The organism is Streptomyces poriticola (assembly GCF_036689765.1).
Lineage (GTDB): Bacteria > Actinomycetota > Actinomycetes > Streptomycetales > Streptomycetaceae > Streptomyces > Streptomyces poriticola.
The window spans coordinates 597,188-616,702 of the sequence record NZ_JBAGKH010000001.1 but is presented as its reverse complement, the minus strand read 5'-3'; the positions used below and the strand labels follow the sequence as shown (position 1 = coordinate 616,702).

Annotated in this window: 15 protein-coding genes, 1 pseudogene and 2 CRISPR repeat arrays; of the genes and pseudogenes, 15 read left to right on the top strand and 1 reads right to left on the bottom strand. The window is 71.2% G+C overall.

What is annotated here, in order from left to right; genetic code table 11:
• Positions 1 to 183 precede the first annotated feature (183 nt).
• From V5O46_RS31800 to cas2e, 9 genes and pseudogenes are all read left to right on the top strand, one after another.
• Positions 184 to 240, top strand: a pseudogene (locus V5O46_RS31800) (NUDIX hydrolase); the annotation flags it as partial.
• Positions 241 to 298: 58 nt separating this feature from the next.
• Positions 299 to 1,182: a CRISPR direct-repeat array (repeat unit 29 nt; unit sequence GGGACCATCCCCGCGCGTGCGGGGAGCAG).
• Between the two features lie 342 nt (positions 1,183 to 1,524).
• On the top strand, positions 1,525 to 4,455 hold the full coding sequence (gene cas3 / locus V5O46_RS02680) for a CRISPR-associated helicase Cas3' (RefSeq protein WP_408648861.1): 2,931 nt from the start codon (positions 1,525 to 1,527) through the stop codon (positions 4,453 to 4,455).
• The gene (casA, locus tag V5O46_RS02675) at positions 4,448 to 6,136 is read left to right on the top strand and encodes a type I-E CRISPR-associated protein Cse1/CasA (protein WP_332882721.1); all 1,689 of its coding nucleotides are present in this window, start codon (positions 4,448 to 4,450) and stop codon (positions 6,134 to 6,136) included. Before cas3 ends, casA begins: the two co-directional genes overlap by 8 nt.
• Positions 6,133 to 6,843, top strand: coding sequence for a type I-E CRISPR-associated protein Cse2/CasB (casB, locus tag V5O46_RS02670; RefSeq protein WP_332882720.1), 711 nt, complete (start codon positions 6,133 to 6,135; stop codon positions 6,841 to 6,843). Before casA ends, casB begins: the two co-directional genes overlap by 4 nt.
• Entirely contained in the window at positions 6,840 to 8,033 is a 1,194-nt protein-coding gene (cas7e, locus tag V5O46_RS02665; protein WP_332882719.1) for a type I-E CRISPR-associated protein Cas7/Cse4/CasC, read from the top strand. Before casB ends, cas7e begins: the two co-directional genes overlap by 4 nt.
• Entirely contained in the window at positions 8,030 to 8,752 is a 723-nt protein-coding gene (cas5e, locus tag V5O46_RS02660) for a type I-E CRISPR-associated protein Cas5/CasD (RefSeq protein ID WP_332882718.1), read from the top strand. Before cas7e ends, cas5e begins: the two co-directional genes overlap by 4 nt.
• Entirely contained in the window at positions 8,752 to 9,540 is a 789-nt protein-coding gene (gene cas6e / locus V5O46_RS02655) for a type I-E CRISPR-associated protein Cas6/Cse3/CasE (RefSeq protein WP_332882717.1), read from the top strand. The genes cas5e and cas6e overlap by 1 nt, the downstream gene beginning before the upstream one ends.
• Complete coding sequence (cas1e, locus tag V5O46_RS02650) at positions 9,537 to 10,529, top strand: type I-E CRISPR-associated endonuclease Cas1e (RefSeq protein WP_332882716.1); 993 nt, start codon at positions 9,537 to 9,539, stop codon at positions 10,527 to 10,529. Before cas6e ends, cas1e begins: the two co-directional genes overlap by 4 nt.
• Complete coding sequence (gene cas2e / locus V5O46_RS02645) at positions 10,526 to 10,876, top strand: type I-E CRISPR-associated endoribonuclease Cas2e (RefSeq protein ID WP_332882715.1); 351 nt, start codon at positions 10,526 to 10,528, stop codon at positions 10,874 to 10,876. Before cas1e ends, cas2e begins: the two co-directional genes overlap by 4 nt.
• Before the next feature lie 92 nt (positions 10,877 to 10,968).
• A CRISPR array of direct repeats spans positions 10,969 to 11,301; the repeat unit is 28 nt; unit sequence GTGCTCCCCGCACCTGCGGGGATGGTCC.
• 142 nt (positions 11,302 to 11,443) lie between these two features.
• On the opposite strand, the gene V5O46_RS02640 is transcribed toward cas2e, so the two are convergent.
• A complete protein-coding gene (locus V5O46_RS02640; RefSeq protein ID WP_332882714.1) occupies positions 11,444 to 12,208 on the bottom strand; it encodes an SDR family NAD(P)-dependent oxidoreductase in 765 nt (254 codons plus the stop codon).
• A gap of 55 nt (positions 12,209 to 12,263) precedes the next feature.
• Between V5O46_RS02640 and V5O46_RS02635 the strand changes: the two genes are divergently transcribed.
• The 6 genes from V5O46_RS02635 (at position 12,264) to V5O46_RS02610 (ending at position 19,515) form a co-directional block, all read left to right on the top strand.
• Positions 12,264 to 12,617, top strand: coding sequence for an ArsR/SmtB family transcription factor (locus tag V5O46_RS02635; protein WP_408648859.1), 354 nt, complete (start codon positions 12,264 to 12,266; stop codon positions 12,615 to 12,617).
• Between the two features lie 1,319 nt (positions 12,618 to 13,936).
• Positions 13,937 to 15,037 carry a 4-hydroxyphenylpyruvate dioxygenase gene (gene hppD / locus V5O46_RS02630; RefSeq protein ID WP_332882712.1) on the top strand — a complete coding sequence of 367 codons (1,101 nt, stop codon included), beginning with the start codon at positions 13,937 to 13,939 and terminating at the stop codon, positions 15,035 to 15,037.
• On the top strand, positions 15,034 to 16,329 hold the full coding sequence (locus V5O46_RS02625; RefSeq protein ID WP_332882711.1) for an alpha-hydroxy acid oxidase: 1,296 nt from the start codon (positions 15,034 to 15,036) through the stop codon (positions 16,327 to 16,329). The genes hppD and V5O46_RS02625 overlap by 4 nt, the downstream gene beginning before the upstream one ends.
• Entirely contained in the window at positions 16,326 to 17,243 is a 918-nt protein-coding gene (locus V5O46_RS02620; protein ID WP_332882710.1) for a phytanoyl-CoA dioxygenase family protein, read from the top strand. Before V5O46_RS02625 ends, V5O46_RS02620 begins: the two co-directional genes overlap by 4 nt.
• Positions 17,240 to 18,562, top strand: coding sequence for an aminotransferase-like domain-containing protein (locus V5O46_RS02615; protein ID WP_332882709.1), 1,323 nt, complete (start codon positions 17,240 to 17,242; stop codon positions 18,560 to 18,562). The genes V5O46_RS02620 and V5O46_RS02615 overlap by 4 nt, the downstream gene beginning before the upstream one ends.
• On the top strand, positions 18,559 to 19,515 hold the full coding sequence (locus V5O46_RS02610; RefSeq protein ID WP_332882708.1) for a DMT family transporter: 957 nt from the start codon (positions 18,559 to 18,561) through the stop codon (positions 19,513 to 19,515). Before V5O46_RS02615 ends, V5O46_RS02610 begins: the two co-directional genes overlap by 4 nt.

Sequence of the window (19,515 nt, the reverse complement as noted above, 5' to 3'; positions counted from 1 at the left end):
GCCCGCCACAGAACCCCGCCGGGACCCAGCGGGGGCAGTCAGGGGAAGGGACTGACGCAGCGCTGACGCGCCTACGGGAACGGGGGGAGACGAGCGGGTACGAGAGCGCCCTGGAGAAGCGCGTCCAGACCGGGGAGACCACCTACCGCATCGACGGTCGTCGACGACGACGCCGGGCGCGTCCTGCTCCAGCGGCGGAGTGACAACGGCATGTGGGCGCTGCCGGGCGGGGCCATGCAGTTCGGGGAATCCCTGCCGGACTATGCCATCCGGAAGACACGCGAGGCCACATGGACGAGGAACCATCCCTGCACGCGCGGGGAGCAGCGCATGGGCGAGCAACGCGCCCTTGAGGAGTGGGGACCATCCCCGCGCGTGCGGGGAGCAGAAGGACGCGCTGACCTTCCTGGACCTCGAGCAGGGACCATCCCCGCGCGTGCGGGGAGTAGAGCAGGTACAGGACCGTCGCCAGCTTGTCGTTGGGACCATCCCCGCGCGTGCGGGGAGTAGTTCCGCATAAGGCCGGTGGGCAGGTGCCCCACGGGACCATCCCCGCGCGTGCGGGGAGTAGGTCCGGCAGATCCGCCGGCTCATGCCGCGCTCGGGACCATCCCCGCGCGTGCGGGGAGCAGCACGCGTACCTGAGGGCCCAGCGCGCCGCCCGGGGACCATCCCCGCGCGTGCGGGGAGCAGGACGACGTGATGAACCGAAAGATCGTTCTGTGGGGACCATCCCCGCGCGTGCGGGGAGCAGTTCCTGGAGGCATGGGGGCGGCCGGGCGGTCAGGGGACCATCCCCGCGCGTGCGGGGAGCAGCGCAGCGCCCGCACGGCGTCGTCGAGCGCCTCGGGACCATCCCCGCGCGTGCGGGGAGCAGTTGACGAGCAGTTTTTCGCGTGCTTCGTCGCTGGGACCATCCCCGCGCGTGCGGGGAGCAGATGGAACCTACGCGGCAACCAACAGCGGTGAGGGGACCATCCCCGCGCGTGCGGGGAGCAGTTTACCGGAATCGGCTGATTGGGGTCGTAGTCGGGACCATCCCCGCGCGTGCGGGGAGCAGCGACGAATACCTGACCCCCTCGGGGCCGGTCGGGGACCATCCCCGCGCGTGCGGGGAGCAGAACGTCCCTCATGGCAAAGGGGACGATCGGCGGGGACCATCCCCGCGCGTGCGGGGAGCAGGCTGTGTGACCTGGGAATTTACCGCCGCGAGGTGGTGTTTTCTCTGACTTTCACAGAAACCGACACTTCGGAAGATTTCTACCAAACCGTGAGTGTGTAGCGGTGAGTTGCTCGACGTCGGGATGGGCGTGCGGCACCGGGCTGGAGCTCATGATCGAGCTGGTCTGCAGAGCCTCCTCGGGTGTGTCTCGTGGGTGAGGTGAGTGTCTGACATGGAGGCAAAGGTGTCATCGTAGGCGATCTGCTGAGCGCTGGCGGTGTGCCGTCCGCCTTTTCATTGGTTTTTGCGCTCCTTTTTCAACTTGCCTGCGCGGGCGCCCGTTTCGCCTGTAGTGATCTGCTATGGCGTTGGAGGGGACAGCCCGTGCGGGGCTGAGGGCGCGGCTTGGCGGGCCGGTGTTGTCGGTGTGGGCGAAGCACGAGCGGGGCACGGACGGCTGGCTGCCGTTGTGGCGGCACATGGAGGACAGTGCTGCGGTAGCGGGGCGCCTGTGGGATGAGTGGCTGCCTCGTTCGGTACGGCGGTTGGTCGGTGACGTGCTGCCCGAGGGCGAAGCGGACGGGCGGCGGCTCGTCGTGTGGCTGGCGGGGATTCATGACGTAGGGAAGGCGACGCCGGCGTTCGCCTGCCAGGTCGAGGGACTGGCGCAGGCCATGCGGGACCGGGGTCTGGAGATGCGGTCGCGAGAGGCCATGGGGGCGGAGCGGCGTCTGGTTCCGCATGGGCTGGCGGGGCAGGTGCTGCTGGGGGCGTGGCTGGAGGAGCGGTTCGGCTTCGGGGTGAAGCAGGCGGGGCAGTTCTCGGTGGTGGTGGGCGGGCATCACGGTGTTCCGCCGGAGCACGGGCAGATCGCTGCTGTGGAGGGACGGTCTCATCTGCTGTGGACGCCGGGGCGGAGCGAGCCGCTGTGGCGGCGGGTGCAGGCCGAGCTTCTGGACGCGTGTGCGGATGTTTTAGGGGTGCGGGGACGGCTGGGAGCGTGGCGGGCGGTGAAGCTGCCGCAGCCGGTGCAGGTGCTGCTGACGGCCGTGGTGATCGTGTCGGACTGGATGGCCAGTAGCCCGGAGCTGTTTCCGTACTTTCCTGAGGACGTTCCTCGTAGCGGCGAAGAGCGTCTGGCGGCGGCCTGGAAGGGACTGGATCTGCCGGGGCCGTGGCAGCCGACGGTTCCGGCCGGGCCGGTGGAGGAGTTGTTCGCGTCCCGTTTCGAGCTTCCGCCCGGGGCGTCCGTGCGGCCGGTGCAGGAAGCGGCCGTGGAACTGGCCCGGCAGGTCGATGAGCCGGGGCTGATGGTGATCGAGGCGCCGATGGGGGAGGGGAAGACGGAGGCCGCGCTGGCCGTGGCGGAGATCTTCGCGTCGCGGGCCGGAGCGGGCGGGGTGTTCTTCGCGCTGCCGACGATGGCGACCGGAAACGCGATGTTTCCTCGCCTGCTGAAGTGGCTGGACCGGCTTCCGGTGTCCGGTGAGGGGCGGTACTCGGTGCTGCTGGCGCATTCCAAGGCCGCGTTGAACGAGGACTTCACCGATCTGATGCGTGGCAGGCGGATCCAGGCGCTCGACCTCGACGGGGATGCCGGGCGGGCGCCGTCCGCTGCCGGTGGTGCGGGGCGGGCGTCTGCGGAGCTGGTGGCACATGCCTGGCTGCGAGGGCGGAAGAAGTCGATGCTGTCGTCGTTCGTGGCGGGCACTGTCGACCAGCTGCTGTTCGCGGGGCTGAAGAGCCGCCATCTGGCGCTGCGGCACCTGGCGTTGGCGGGCAAGGTCGTCGTGATCGACGAGGCGCACGCCTATGACACCTATATGGGCATGTACCTGGACCGGGTGCTGTCGTGGCTGGGTGCGTACCGGGTTCCGGTGGTGGTGCTGTCGGCGACGCTGCCCGCCGGGCGCCGCCGGGAACTGGTCGCGGCGTATTCCGGCCGGACTGCGGGTCCGGACGGGGAGGGCGGGTTCGATGCCATCGCCGACAGGGGGGACTATCCGCTGCTGACGGCCGTCGCACCGGGCGGGACGCCTCTGCTGCGCCGCCCGGGCGCCTCCGGACGCGGGACACCGGTGATCGTGGAGCGCCTGGAGGACGCCCCGGAGGCGGTGGTGGGGCGCCTGGAGGAGGAGTTGGCCGGCGGTGGTTGTGTGCTGGTGGTCCGCAACACGGTGCGTCGGGTGCTGGAGACCGCGGTGGTGCTGCGGGAGCGGTTCGGGCCGGAGCGGGTCACCGTGGCACACTCCTGCTTCCTCGACGTCGACCGGGCCGTGAACGACGCGGCCCTCCTCACCCGGTTCGGGCCGCCCGGCGAGGCCACCGCCCGGCCGGAAGGGACGCACATCGTCGTGGCCAGCCAGGTCGCCGAGCAGTCCCTCGATGTCGACTTCGACCTGCTCGTCACCGACCTGGCCCCTGTGGACCTGATGCTGCAGCGGATGGGCCGTCTGCACCGGCACCTGCGCGGCGGGACGGGACAGGCCGAGCGGCCGGCCCGGCTCCGCACGGCCCGCTGCCTGGTCACCGGGGCGGACTGGACCGCTTCGGTTCCCCGGCCGGCGCGCGGCTCGGTCGCGGTGTACGGGGCGTACGCGCTGCTGCGGTCCGCGGCCGTCCTGATGCCTCACCTCGATGACGGCCCGGAGCGCCCGGTGCGGATGCCGGCCGACATCAGCCGGCTGGTGCAGGTCGCCTACGCGGACACGGCCAAGGTGCCGGCCGGGTGGGAGACGGTATGGGAGGAGGCCAGGCTCCGGCACGAGGCTCACCGGGCGGACCAGGCGGAGCGTGCCGCGGTGTTCCGGCTGGGTGCGGCGGGTCGGCCGGGACGGCCGCTGTTCGGCTGGGTCGCGGCCGGCGTCGGTGACGCGGACGACACCCGGCAGGGCCGGGCGCAGGTCCGTGACAGCCGCGAGAGCCTGGAGGTCGTCGTGGTCCGGCGGCGGCAGGACGGGACGCTGGCGACGGTGCCGTGGCTGGCCCCGGACCGCCGGGGCCGCCCGCGGGCCGACCTGCCTCTGCCCACCGACCAGGTCCCGGCCGCGGCGGCGGCCCGCACGGCCGCCTCCTGCGGGCTGCGCCTGCCCATCCAGTTCAGCAGCCCGGAAGTCATGGACCGTGCGATCGCCGAACTCGAGGAGCTGTACGTGCCGACGTGGCAGGCAAAGGACAGCCCCTGGCTCGCCGGTCAGCTGATTCTGGCGCTCGACGCCGACTGCCAGACCCTACTGGCGGGCTTCGGCCTCCGTTACAGCCCTCACGACGGTCTTGAGGTGACTCGTGGCTGAACATGATGTGCACGGGGACGCGTTGGCGTTCGATCTGACCGTCCGTCCGTGGATACCGGTCCTGCGGTGTGACGGCCGGGTGGATGAGCTGTCGCTGGGTGACGTGTTCGCGCAGGCCGGTGATCTGCGACGGATCGTCGGGGACGTGCCGACCCAGGAGTTCGCTCTGGTCCGTCTGCTGCTCGCCATCGCCCATGACGCCCTGGACGGGCCGGAAGACACCGACGCGTGGTCCGAGCTGTGGGGCAACCCGGCGTGCTTCGTACCGGTGGGCGGTTATCTGGAGGCGCACCGGGGCCGGTTCGACCTGCTGCACGATCAGGTGCCGTTCTTCCAGACGGCCGGGCTGCGTACGGCGAAGGACGAGGTGTTCTCCCTGAACCGGATCGTGGCCGACGTACCCAACGGTGAGCCGTTCTTCAGCGCCCGGCTGCCGGACGTGGAGCGGCTGTCGTTCGCTGAGGCGGCCCGATGGGTGGTGCACGCCCACGCCTACGACACCTCCGGCATCAAGACCGGCGTGGTCGGGGACGCGCGGGCGAAGCAGGGAAAGGTGTATCCGCTCGGAGTGGGCTGGGCCGGCTGTCTGGGCGGGGTCTTCGTGGAGGGGGCAACGCTGCGCGAGACGCTGCTGCTGAACCTGGTCGCTGCCGATTCCGATCCTGATCCCGCCGACGGCGGCGGCGACGACGTTCCTGCGTGGCGTCTCCCGGCGTGCGGGCCGGGCGGGACGGAGCGGGCGCCGACCGGGGTGCGGGATCTGTACACCTGGCAGACGCGGCGGCTGCGGCTGTGCTGCGACGCCGACGGTGTGCACGGGGTGGTCCTCGGTTACGGCGATCCGCTCAGCCCCCGTAACCGGCACCCCCTGGAGCCGATGTCGGCGTGGCGGCGCAGCCTCGCCCAGGAGAGGAAGCTGGGCACCGTGCCCGTCTATCTGCCGCGTGAGCACGATCCCGAGCGTGCCGCATGGCGCGGCATCGCGTCCCTGGTAGCCGGGCAGGCCCTGCCGGTGGACGGTGCGGAGCCGGCCGCGTATCTGCGGCCGGGGATCCTGGAGTGGGTGGCGCGGCTGGTGACGGAGAGGGAGCTGGAGGGGGGCTTCATGGTCCGGGCCCGTCTGATCGGTCCGGTCTACGGGACGCAGCAGTCCGTCATCGACGACATCGTCGACGACCAGGTGGCGATGGCCGTGGTTCTGCTGCACCGTCAGGACCGGAGGTTCGCGGAGCAGGCGGTCGCGGCCGTCGCGGACGCCGACGCCGCCGTCAACGCGGTCGCTGACCTCGCCACCAACCTGGCGCGTGCGGCCGGCAGCGACGGTGAGGGGCCTCGGGCCACCGCGCGGCATTCTGCCTACGGGCTGCTGGAGGGCCCCTACCGCACCTGGCTGGCCCGGCTCGCCGAGGCCGACGACCCGTACGTCCGGCGTACGGCCTGGCAGAGCGAGGTCCACCGGATCGCCGGTGGGCTCGGCGACCGGCTGATGGCCGAGGCGGGCGACGCCGCCTGGCAGGGCCGGACGGTGGCGGTGAAGAAGGGCACGGAGTGGCTGAACACCGCGCTGGCCGGCAAGTGGTTCCGCGCCGCGCTGCACCGGGCGCTCGGCCGGCCCGGCACCGACGCCGTGGATACCGCGCCGGATGCGGCGCCCGAGACCCCCGCGGAGGCACCCGCATGACCACCACCGCTACCGAGCCGTTGAACGCACGCAGGCAGGTAGCCGCTCTCGCGGCCGGCCGGATCACCGACTGGCAGCGCGGCTACCTCGCCGACCAGGCGAGGGCGGTCGCTGTTCTGGCCCGGCTGCGCCGGGGCGCCGGCCGCGCAGCAGGACAACTGCCCGACCTGTGGAACCTGATCGACACCCGCCCGCTGCACGAACCCGCAGCCGGAGCCAGGCGGTTGACCGAGCCGGAGCTGGTCCGGGCCGAGGATGCCCTGCATGTGGCGTTCACCCTCTGGGCGCTGCACCAGCAGTCCCGCCCCACCGGCATGCACCGGACAGGCAGGACAGGCGCCGACCGAGGCCTGGGAGCGGCGGTACGGCGCATGATGAAGCCCGGCGAGATCGACGAGCCGCTGCGCAAGCGCCTGGTCCGGGCGGGTACGGCAGCCGAGCTGACGGGGCTGGCCGGGCGGCTGCGTGACATCGTCACCCTCCTGCGCCGCGAGAACCTTGCCCTCGACTACGGGCTGCTCGCGGGCCAGCTGTACACCTGGCAGCAGCCCGGCGGCCCGGAGCGCATCCGCAGCGAGTGGGGCCGCTCCTTCCACGCCTGGCACGACGAAGCCGCCACCACACCGGCCGGCACGGGTCCGAAGCCCGCTGCCGGCGCCGATTCCCATTCCCACGACCGCACGGACTTCGACAAGGACGCCTCGTGAACCGCATCTTCCTCGACGTGCACGCCCTGCAGACCGTGCCGCCCAGCAACCTGAACCGCGACGACACCGGCGCCCCGAAGAGCGCCGTGTACGGGGGAGTGCCGCGGGCGCGGGTCTCCAGCCAGGCATGGAAGCGGGCCATGCGCACCTACTTCAACGAGGAACACCTCCTCGACCCGAGCGAACTCGGGGTGCGCACCAAGAAGATCGTGGAAGTGGTCGCGGAGCGGATCACCACGCTGGATCCGGCACTGGACGGTGAGCAGGCGCTGCGGATCGCCGACGAGACCGTCAAGGCCACCGGACTGAAGACGGAGGTGCCCAAGCGGAAAGCCGGCCAGACCAGGGAAGGGAAACCGGAGCCTGCCCCGGAGGCCAAGTACCTGGTCTTCCTCAGCTCCCGGCAGCTGGACGGTTTGGCCGGGCTCGCCGTCGACGGCGCCGACGACATCACCGCGTTCCTGAAGGAGAAGAAGAACAAGGACGCGGCCAAGGCGGTCGCCGACACCCGGCACAGCGTCGACATCGCCCTGTTCGGCCGGATGGTCGCCGACGTCGCCGACTTCGGCGTCGACGCCGCCGTGCAGGTCGCCCACGCCCTGAGCGTGCACCGCGTGGAGAACGAGTCCGACTACTACACGGCGGTCGACGACGAGACCGGCGACGAGGAGACCGGCGCCGGCATGATCGGCACCGTCGACTTCAACTCCGCCACCCTCTACCGCTACTCCGCGCTGGGCGTGCACCAGCTCGCTCACACGCTCGGCCAGGGCCTGCGCGAGGACGAGCCCGTCACCGAACCTGTCCGCCGGGCCGTGGAAGCCTTCGTCCACGCCTTCGCCGCGTCCCTGCCCACCGGAAAGATCAACACGTTCGGGCATCACACCCTGCCCGACGCCGTCGTCGTCACCCTGCGCACCACCCGGCCCGTCAGCTACGCCTCCGCCTTCGAAGAGCCCGTCCGCGGCGAGACGGGCGGCTTCGTCCGCGAGGCCTGCGAGCGCCTGGCCCTGTACGCCCCCGACCTCGAACGCGCCTACGGGCAGATGGATACCGCCCGCACCTGGGTCCTGCGCGTAGGGCCCAACACCACGGCGCTGGCCGCGCTGGGCACCGAGACCGCCACCCTGACCGAGCTCGTCACCGCGGTCGGCGCGGCCGTCACCGAACGCCTGGAGAAGCCCGCATGAGCGTGCTCGCTCTCCGCCTGGCCGGCCCCCTGCAGTCCTGGGGGGCCACCTCCCGCTTCGCCCGCCGCACCACCGAGTCCGCGCCGACCAAGAGCGGCGTCGTCGGCCTGCTCGCCGCCGCCGTCGGCATCGAACGCGGCGACGACGCGCGTCTCGCCCCTCTGGCCGGTCTGAGCTTCGCCGTGCGTATCGACCAGCCCGGCACCCGTGTGCGCGACTTCCACACCACCCACCACCCCGTCACCGGCAAAGCCATGCCGGTCTCCGAGCGCTTCTACCTCGCCGACGCCGTGTTCGTCGCCGCCCTCCAGGGCGACACCGAGCTTCTCACCCACCTGCACACCGCAGTACAGAACCCCGTCCATGCGCCGTTCCTCGGCCGCCGCTCCTGTCCGCCCGCCCGGCCCGTCGATCTGGCGCTCACCGACGACCCCACGGCCCTGGACGCGCTGCGCACCCTTCCGTGGCAGGCCGCCCCCTGGCACCGTCGGCAGCACCGCAGCCACGTCGAGATCGACCTCACCGTACTGCGGGAGGCCGACCCCGCGGATCCGACCGCCGACACCCTGCGTGACCAGCCGGTCAGCTTCAGCGCCGCACACCGCCGTCACGCCCTGCGCACCGTGATCACCGACCACGTGCGCATCCCGCACCCTGCAGCCGGCGCTACGCCGGACCGGCACGACCCCTTCGCCGCCCTGGACGAGGAGAGCGCCTGATGTTCCTCACCCGTTTCCGTGTGAACACCGCGCGTCCGGGGGCCCGCCGCCTGCTGGCCTCACCTCAGGTGATGCACGCCGCGGTCCTGGCGTCCTTCCCGACGCTGCTGCCAGGCGACACTCCTGCGCCAGAAGGGCCGCGGGTGCTTTGGCGCCTGGACCACACGGCAAGCGCCGAGGTCTTCCTCTACCTCGTCAGCCCTCACCGCCCCGATCTGACCCACCTGGTCGAACAGGCCGGATGGCCCGCCGCGGCCGTCGCCGATCCGAGCGCACCCGGCTGGGAAAGCCGCCCGTACGGCCCCTTCCTCGACCGCCTCGCCGAGGGCAGCCGGTGGGCGTTCCGGCTGACCGCCAACCCCGTTCACCACATCCGCCGCAAGGAGGGCGAACCCATCAAACGCACCGCCCACCTCACCCCCGTTCACCAAATGGGCTGGCTCCTCGATCGCCAGGAGCCCTGCGGCTTCCGCATCACCGAGAAGCCGGGCCCCCGGCGGCTGCTGCCCGCCGGCACCACCCACACCGGGCATCCCCACCACGGCGACCGCTACCACCTCACGGTCCACGACCACCGCAACCGCACCTTCGACAAGACCCGGAACCCCGACGCCCCCGCAGCGCGCCGACCGGCACCGGTCACCCTCGTCACCGTCACCTTCGACGGCCGTCTGGAAGTCACCGACCCCGACCTCATGCGCCGCACTCTCACCCGGGGCATCGGCAAAGCCAAGGCCTACGGATGCGGCCTGCTCACCCTTGCCCCTCTCCCCGCCGAACCCCGGTGACCAGCGTCTCCCGGCGCACTGCGCTCAGTCCCCGCCACCTCACCCGCACCGGTGAACGGCTGTCCTTCATCTACCTCGAACGCTGCACCGTCCACCGCGACGCCAACGCCATCACCGCGACCGACGCCGATGGCACCACCCACATCCCCTCTGCCACCATCAACACCCTCCTCCTCGGCCCCGGCACCCGCATCACCCATCAGGCCATGAGCGTCCTCGGCGAAACCGGGGCCGCCGTCTGCTGGGTCGGGGAACACGCCGTGCGCTACTACGCCGGCGGCCGTGCCCTGACCCGCTCCGCCACCCTCGCCGAAGCCCAGGCCACGCAGTGGGCCAACACCCGCAGTCGGCTCGCCGTCGCCCGCGGCATGTACCGCCTGCGCTTCCCCGGCGAAGACCCTGCCGGCCTCACCCGTCAGGAACTCCTCGGCCGCGAAGGCCAACGGGTCAAGGACTGCTACCGCGCCCAGGCCGCCCGCACCGGAGTCAAGTGGAACGGCCGCCGCTACACCCCGGGCGACTTCACCAGCGGCGACACCGTCAACCAGGCGGTCACCGCCGCCGCCCAGTGCATGTACGGCATCGCACACGCCGTCGTGGCCTCCCTCGGCTGCAGTCCCGCCCTCGGTTTCGTCCACTCCGGCCACGAACTGTCCTTCGTCCTGGACGTCGCCGACCTCTACAAAACCGAACTCGGCATCCCCGTAGCCTTCGATGTCGCCGCCGCCGGCGACGAAGACCCCGGCCCCCGAACCCGCCGGGCACTGCGTGACCGCGTCAACGAGACCTCCTCGCTCAACCGCTGCGTGGACGACATCAAGCGCCTCTTGCTGCCGCAGACCCTGCCGGCCACGTCCGACGAGGACCGGGACCTCGTCAGCCTGCAGAGCGACGCCGGCCGTACCGTCCCCGCGGGGCACAACTACGATTCGAACACCGGCGACGAGACCGAACACGAGCCTTACCCGGACCCGGAGTCCACCTGGTGACCGTCATCGTCCTGACCAACTGCCCTGTCGGCCTCCGCGGCTTCCTCACCCGCTGGCTCCTCGAAATCTCCGCAGGTGTCTTCATCGGCAGCCCCTCCGCACGCATCCGAGACCTGCTCTGGAACGAGGTCCAGCAGTACGCCGGACAGGGCCGTGCCCTCCTCGCCCACACCACCAACAACGAACAGGGATTCACCTTCCTCACCCACGACCACGCCTGGCACCCGGCCGACCACGAGGGCCTCACCCTCATCCGCCGCCCGAACCCCCAAGACGCCGCAAGCACAACCACGCCGAGAAAGGGCTGGAGCAACGCTGCCAGACGTCGCCGGCACGGAAGAAAATAGCGTCCTTGATGCGAGCTTCATGGCCTATGCCGGTTTCAGTGAAAGTCATGCAGAACCGTCAGCCAGCGTGACAACACCGCAGTTCACGAACCGTGCTCCCCGCACCTGCGGGGATGGTCCCGCTATTCTCTGTGCCTGGGACGACTGTGAAAAGTGCTCCCCGCACCTGCGGGGATGGTCCGAACGACGTCCAGGACATCCGGCCGTCGCGCAGGTGCTCCCCGCACCTGCGGGGATGGTCCCGCCCAGGGCAACGCATTCGGGCTGGAGTGGAGGTGCTCCCCGCACCTGCGGGGATGGTCCCGGCGTCGACGAACGGACGAAGGACGACTACCTGTGCTCCCCGCACCTGCGGGGATGGTCCCGCTGCCAGCTCGGTCACGACTGCCCGGCCGCCGTGCTCCCCGCGCGTGCGGGGATGGTTCTGCAAGGACCGCAACAAGATCATGAACGCGTTTGCGCTCGCCGCGTGTCAGTGGCCAGTTGAGATTCCCCGCTGGCGGCCACTTGATGGGGAGTCACGTGGCTGCCAGCGGTCACCCTGCGTTGATGCTCCGGGGCGGGTGGCTAGGTAAGCTCCAGGCCGCCGTCGATGGTGAGGACCTGGCCGGTGAGCCAGGTGGTGGCTGGGTCGGCCAGGCGCAGGATCCAGGTGGCGACCTCGTGCGGCTGGCCGCGGCGGCCGAGGGGGATACGGCCGGTCTCCTCCTGCTTGATCTGTTCGATGACCGTCTCGGGCAGTCCGGCGGCGGCCAGGGCCTGGCTCTCCGTTGGTCCCGGGGCCAGGGCGTTGACGCGGATGCCGTCGCGTGCGAGTTCCAGCGCCCAGCTGCGGGTGAGTTGTTCCAGGGCTGCCTTGGAAGCTGCGTAGTGGGCGCCACCGGGTAGCGGCCGGTGGCCGTAGGTGCTGGAGACGTTCACGATTGCACCGCGGCTGCGGCGCAGGTGCGGCAGGGCGGCCTGGGACAGCAGACTCGGCGCGGTGACGTTGAGGTCGAACAGTGCGGCGATGCCCGTGGCGGTGGTGTCGGCCAGCGGCATCACCTTCGTGGCGCCGGCGTTGTTGACGAGCACGTCCAGCCGGCCCCACCGTTCGGCCGCGGCGCCGACTACCTGTTCAGGCGTTTCCGGGGCGCGCAGGTCTGCCGGATGAGCGGCGATGCCGGGATGTCCGGCGGCGGTCTCCTCCAGGGCGGTCTTGCGGCGTCCGACGCCCAGTACATGGGCTCCGGCGTCGGCGAAGGCGCGCGCGGTGGCACGGCCGATGCCGGAGCCGGCGCCGGTGACGATGACGACCTGTCCGGTGCGGTCTGCGGTTGGCGGGGCGGCCATGACCCTCCTTGTTCGATGTTCGTAGAACGACGAACATTAACGTAGCATGGTCGCCATGAAGCAGGCGCGGCACCCGGAACGGGACGAGATCACTCTCATCGCAGTGGTGGGGGCGCTCAGCGATCCGATCCGTCTCGGGCTGGTGCGCGTCCTGGCCGATGGCCGCGAACGTGGATGGAGTGAACTGCGCGCCCCGGTGGCCAAGTCCACCCTCAGTCACCACCTGCGGGTGCTGCGCGACGCGGGCATCACCCGCACCCGACAGGAGGGCACCCGCTGCTTCGTCGAACTGCGTCGCGACGACCTCGACGCCCGGTTCCCCCGCCTGCTGGGCGCTCTCCTCAGCGCGGCCGACAGCGACGACGTCGGCGCCGCCGTCGGCCTCGCCGACGACGCACCCGCAGCCTGACCCACACCCCGGGATCCGAGCGCGCGACACATCGACGGAGAGTGACGATGCCGGTGGCCGTGTATGGGGAACTTTCGATGGCCGCCGACACCCGCGTCTGCGGGGATGGTCCCGCCGTGATGCTCCAGGTCGTAGACACTGTGAAGCGCTCCCCGCGTCTGCGGGGATGGTCCCGGGCCCGGCGGGGAGAAGTCCGTCACGAACCCGTGCTCCCCGCGCCTGCGGGGATGGGGCCGGCGGAATCTTGTGGGGTTCGACGAGCTGTGCCCGGATCTGGTCGGGTCGGAACATCGTTCGTCAATGCCGAACATGAGATCTTCACGATTTCGGACGGCGTCGAATAACTGGTGGACGTTGCACGTCAGGAGTGCGCTCGTCGGTGTCCGTCGGGTTGCCTGCAGTCTGTCCCGGGCCTCGCGGCACGGGGCGGCGCGCCTGCGGTTGAGGCGCTCCCCGGTCAGCCCTCTCGGCTTCCTCGGCGGTTCATCAACTCGCCACCCGGGCACGGCAGTCCGGCGGTTCGGCGGCTGTCGGATCACTCTCTGGAACGTGCTTGACGGGAGCGGGGTCGGTGGGCTTTGCTTCCTGTGGCTATTCGACATTGCCGAACATCGTTCGTAAGTCGGCTAGTGATCCGGCCCGCCGCTCAAGGCTGTGATCACGGGGGAACGAAGGAGCGCCTGCCATGCAGAGGACCGCGAAGAAGCCCGTCAAACTGCTCCACTCCATGCGTGGCGAGGACGCGGGAAGCGCCTCGGACTCCGTGGTCGGAGGTACCTCCGGTCCTGTGTCCGGCTGCGCGTTCCGGGTTCTCCGTGTCGCCGCGCATGCCGGCGCCGGTTTCCCCGAGGCCGCCCCCGCGGCGGCGCAGGCCGGTGTGGGGGCGACCGTACCGATGCGGGGCAGACGAGGTCGCCGGGTGCCGTATCCGGGACTGGGCGGTGGCCGGCCGGCCGTCGGGGGAGCGTGCCGGACGCGCACGCCGCGCACGCGCTGACGGTTTCCTCCTCGTCACTCTCGTCCGACCCCTCCTCCCCCCTTCTCAATCCCTCTCCCTCAAACACGCACCACCCCATTCCCTCGATCCGCTCGCGACCTCGTTCCCTCAAGCTCTCGCGATCTCCCTCAAACCCTCAAACCCCCGAACCTCCGAACCCCCGAACCCCCGAACCCTCTCAACTCCTCACCCCCGGACGGGACTCCGCGGGTGCGCTGTTCCTCGCCCGGCCCGAGGGGTCGTGCCCGCTCGCCGGGTGCCCGGGCGCGCTCCCGTATGCCCGTCCCCGCACCTCCGTACGTGAACAAGCGATTGGATCAACGTGACCGTCCATTCCGTCGACCATGTCGAGTTCTTCGTCGGGGATGTCAACCAGGCGTCCCACTACTACTGCGGTACCTACGGATTCCGGGTGGTGGCCGAGGCGGGCCCGCTCACCGGGCTCGCCGGCGCCCGTTCGCGGGTGCTGGCGCACGGCGGCGTCCGCCTGGTGCTGACGTCGGCCCTGCACGCCGACCACGCGGCCTCGCGGTTCGTCCGCAGGCACGGTGACGGCGTGCGCGACGTCGCGCTCCGGTCCACCGACGCGGCCGGCGACTACGAGCGGGCGCTGGCCGCCGGGGCCGAGTCCGTCGCGGAGCCGCAGACCTTCGAGGACGCGGGCGGCCGGGTCGTACGGGCCACCATCGCCGCGACCAACGGCCTCGTGCACTCCTTCGTCCAGCGTGACGACCCGTCGGGCGCCTTTCTGCCGCAGCGGTACCTGCCCGTGACCGACGAGGCCGCACCGGGCCCCGAGCTGCTGCGATCCGTCGACCACCTGGCCCTGTGCCTGCGCGCCGGTTCGCTGGAGGCCATGGTCGACTTCTATCGGCGGGCCCTGGGGCTGCGTCACACCTACGACGAGTACATCGTCGTCGGCGGTCAGGCGATGGCCTCGAAGGTCGTGCAGGACGAGACCAGGGGCGTCACCTTCACCATGGTGGAACCGGACGCCACGGCGGAGCGCGGTCAGCTGAACGACTTCCTCGACGGCTTCGACGGGCCCGGCGTCCAGCACGTGGCGTACGGAACCGACGACATCGTGCGGGCCGCCCGCCGGCTCCGCGCCTCGGGAGTCGACCTGCTGTCGACCCCGGCCGGCTACTACGACGCGCTGGCCGGCCGCGGCATCGACGTGGGCATCGACACCGAGGTGCTCCAGGAGCTGGGCCTGCTGGCCGACCGGGACGAGTGGGGCCAGCTGGTGCAGGTCTTCACCCGCTCCCCGTACGCCCGCCGGACGGTGTTCTTCGAGCTGATCCAGCGGCTCGACGCACGGACCTTCGGCAGCGGCAACATCAAAGCCCTCTACGAGGCCGTGGAGCGCGAGCGCGCCGAGGCCGCCGTACCGGCCGGCGCCGCGCCGAGGAACGGCGGGTGAGCGCCGTACGGGCGCCCGCACGGGCCGGCACCCACGACGGCCGGCAGGAATTGCTGCTGTCCCCGACGGACTACGAGGCGGCGGCACGCGCCCGGCTCGACCGGTCCGTGTGGGACTACATCGCCGGCGGCAGCGGCGACGAGGTGACCCTTCGGGAGGACCGTGCGGCCTACCGCCGCTACCGGCTGCGCCCCCGCACCCTGGTCGACGTGTCCCACTGCCGGCCGGGCACCACACTGCTCGGGGCGCGGGTGGAACTCCCCGTCGGCATCGCGCCCATGGCCTACCACGGTCTGGTCCACGCGGACGGCGAGACCGCCACCGTCCGCGCCGCCGGTGCGGCCGGTGCGCTGACCGTCACCAGCACCTTCGCCGGCACGACGCTGGAGGAGACCGCACGGGCCGCGACCGGACCCCTGTGGCTGCAGCTGTATGTGATGCGCGACCGGGAGATCACCCGGTCACTCGTACGCCGCGCCGAGGCCGCCGGGTACCGCGCCCTGGTGATCACCGTCGACACCCCCCGGATGGCGCGCCGGGAACGCGACCTCCGCAACGGCTTCGGCCTGCCCGCGCACATCCGGCCGGTCAACCTCGACGGCGGACACCGGGCCGGCCTGCACCCGGGCCGCTCCGGCAGCTCCGCCCTCGCCGAGCACGCCGCGCAGCACCACGACGCCGCGTTCACCTGGGAGGACCTGGCCTGGGTGCGCTCGCTGACCGGACTGCCGCTGGTACTGAAGGGCGTGCTGACCGAGGAGGACGCCGGGCGGGCCGCCGGACTCGGGGTGGAGGGGCTGATCGTGTCCACGCACGGGGGCCGCCAGCTGGACGGCGTCGTCCCGGCGCTGGAGGCGCTGCCCGAGGTGGTCGCGGCCGTGCGGGGCCGGTGCGAGGTCCTCGTCGACGGTGGCGTCCGCCGCGGTACGGACGTGCTCAAGGCACTGGCGCTCGGGGCCCGCGCGGTGCTCGTCGGCCGTCCCGTCCTGTGGGGCCTCGCCGTCGACGGCCAGGCCGGCGTCGAACGGGTCCTCGCCACGCTCCGGGCGGAGCTGGAAGAGGCGATGGCGCTGACCGGCCGCCCCCGTCTCGACACCGTCACCCGGGAACTCCTCCATCCGCCCGCGGACCTCGCGCACCATCCCGCCGCGGACCACGGGCCCCACGCCGCCGCGGACCACGGTCACCACGCCGTCGCAGGCCTCGACGGCCGTCCCGCCGCGGACCTCGCAGGCCACCCCACCGCCGCAGACCTCGCGTACCCCACCGACGACGACAGGGACATGGCATGACGACGAACGACGCCCGCTTCACGCTGACCGCCGCCGAGCGGGAACTCCTGCCCTCGGACGAAGAGGTGCGGTTCTACCAGGAACACGGCTGGTACCTGTCGAAGAAGCTGCTGACCGACGAGGAGGTCGACCTGCTGAACTCCACGGCCGACCGCTTCTACGCCGGCCACCGGGACCGCACCCTGCCCGCGCGTCCGCCGCGCCTGGCGTACTGGGAGCCCGGGCAGGGCGATGTGCACCGGCACAACGACTACGTCTTCTACGAGGACGAGACCATCCGCGGCATCCTGTCCAAGCCGGTCATCGCGGCCGTGGCGGCACGGATAGCGGAGACCGGCCAGATACGCCTGTGGAACAGCACGCTGATCCACAAGCCGCCGCGTGCGGACGACGCCCGCAACATCGTGCCCTGGCACTTCGACCGCCACTACTGGCAGACCTGCACCTCCGACGAGATGCTCACCGCCTTCATCCCCTTCCACGACTGCGACGAGGAGATGGGGACGATCACGATGATCGACGGCAGCCACCGCTGGAAGGAGATCGGCGGCGACGACTCCACCAGCCGCCACTTCGCCGAACGCGACCGGTCGGAACTGGAGGAGATGCTCGCGGAGAACGCCGCGTTCAACAACGCGGAGGTCCGCAAGGTGCCCGTCACCATCCCCAAGGGACACGTCAGCTTCCACCACTGCCGCACCTACCACGGCAGCGGCTACAACGTCAGCGACCGTCCCCGCCGCGCCATCTCCTTCCACCTGCAGGACCGGACCAACCAGTGGCGGCCCTACGAGCTGTCGTCCGGGGAGCGCGTCGTCTACAACAACGACGTGCTCGTCCGCGCCGACGCCGACGGCAACCCCGACTACACCGACCCGGACTTCTGCCCGGTCCTGTGGGAGGACCCCCGGTGAGCCAGGGTCCCCCCACCACGGTGCTGTCGGCCGACGGGCTGCACGGATCGCTCGGCGACCCCCTCATGGAGGTGATGAACTTCCTCAACGAGGTCACCTCCCGCCACCCCGACGCGATCTCCTTCGGCCCGGGCCGCCCGTACGAAGGATTCTTCGAGACCGCGCGGATCGGCCACTACCTCGACGTCTACCAGCGGTATCTCTCGCAGGAGCTGGGCCGGACCCCCGACGAGGTCCGGACGATGCTCTTCCAGTACGGGCGCACCAACGGCCAGATCCACGAGCTGGTGGCCCGCGCCCTGCGCAACGACGAGGGCATCGACGCGGACCCCGACTCCCTCGTGGTCACCGTGGGCTGTCAGGAGGGGATGTTCATCGTCCTCCGCGCCCTGTTCCGCGATCCCACGGACGTCCTGCTGGTCTCCTCGCCCTGCTATGTCGGGATCACCGGAGCGGCCCGGCTGCTGGACATCGAGACCGTGCACGTGCCCGAAGGCGCGAGCGGTGCCGACCTGGAGACGCTGCGCAGGACGGTCGCCGAGCTGCGTGCCGCCGGGAAACGGCCTCGCGCGTTCTACGTGGTCCCGGACTTCTCCAACCCCACCGGCAGCTGTCTGCCCCTCCCCGCGCGTCACCGGCTGCTCGAACTGGCCGAGCAGGAGGACCTGCTCCTGCTGGAGGACAATCCGTACGGGTTCTTCACCCGTTCCGGCACCGGCCTGCCCACGCTCAAGGCGCTGGACGGCCGACGGCGGGTGATCTACCTCGGCTCCTTCGCCAAGACCTGCTTCCCCGGAGCCCGGGTCGGCTATGTGGTCGCCGACCAGGGCGTCCGGACGGCGGACGGCAGCCGCCGGCTGCTGGCGGACGAACTGTCCAAGATCAAGGGCATGGTGACGGTCAACACGCCCGCCATCGGCCAGGCGGTCATCGGGGGCATGCTGATCGCCCATGACTTCCGCCTGCGCGAGGCCAACAAGCCGGCCGCCGACTTCTACCGGGAGAACCTGGCGGTCCTGCTCGACTCCCTGGACCGACTGCTGCCTCCCGAGCGGCGGGAGAGGGCCGGAATCCACTGGAACGCCCCGGAGGGCGGGTTCTTCCTCACCCTGACCCTCCCCGTCCCGGCGGACAACGCACTGCTCGAACGGTCCGCCCGTGATCACGGAGTGATCTGGACACCCATGAACCACTTCTATCCGGACCCTGACGGCGGCGGCCGGTACCAGCTGCGGCTCTCCCTCAGCTGTCTGACGCCCCAGCAGGTGGCCGAGGGGGCGCGCCGGCTGGCGGGCCTGCTGGGACGGAGCTGCCTGTGAACGCGGTCCTCTACGTCGTGACGGTGCTGATCTGGGGCTCCAGCTGGCTGGCCATCAAGGGCCAGCTGGGGGAGGTGCACCCCACCGCATCGATCGCGTACCGGTTCGCCCTCGCCGCCGTGATCCTGCTGGTCTTCGCGCGACTGCGCGGGCTGCCGCTGCGCTACCCGCCGCGCGTCCACGGGCAGTTCGTCCTCATGGGCGCGCTGATGTTCTCCACCAACTTCGTCTGCTTCTACTTCGCCGAACAGCATCTGACCACCGGCCTCGTCTCGATCGTCTTCGCGATGTCGCTGGCGGTGAACATGGCGTTCGCCCGCCTGTTCTTCAAGCGCGCGATCACCGCCAGGATGCTCGTCGGCGCGGCCGTGGGGCTGCTGGGGATCGGCACCGTATTCTGGCCGGAGTTCCAGAACTTCGGCCTCTCCGCCGGCTCGGGCCAGGGCATCGTGCTCTCGGCCCTCGGCACCCTGGTCTTCTGCCTGGGGAACGTGGTCTCCGGCAGGACCCAGGCCGCGGGCATCCCGGTGATCCAGGGCACCGGGTACGCCATGGCCTACGGGGCGCTGCTGATGGCCCCGTTCGCGGCGTTCCTCGGCGAGGGCGCCCTGTTCGACCCCACGGTGCGGTACACCGGCTCGCTGGTGTACCTGGCGGTCTTCGGATCGGTGGTGGGCTTCGGCGCCTACCTCACGCTGCTCGGCCGGATCGGCGGCGAGCGCGCGGCGTACGCGATGGTGCTCTTCCCGATCGTGGCGCTGCTGCTGTCCACGGTGTTCGAGGACTTCCACTGGACCGTACGGGATCTGACGGGCGTCGTCCTGATCCTGGCCGGCAACGCCGTCATGCTGACCAGTCCCGCGCTGCTGCGGCGCCTGACCGGCAACCGGTTCCCCGCGGAGCCGGCGGCGGCCACGGCACAGCCGACGGCACAGAGCGCGGCCGACCGGTAG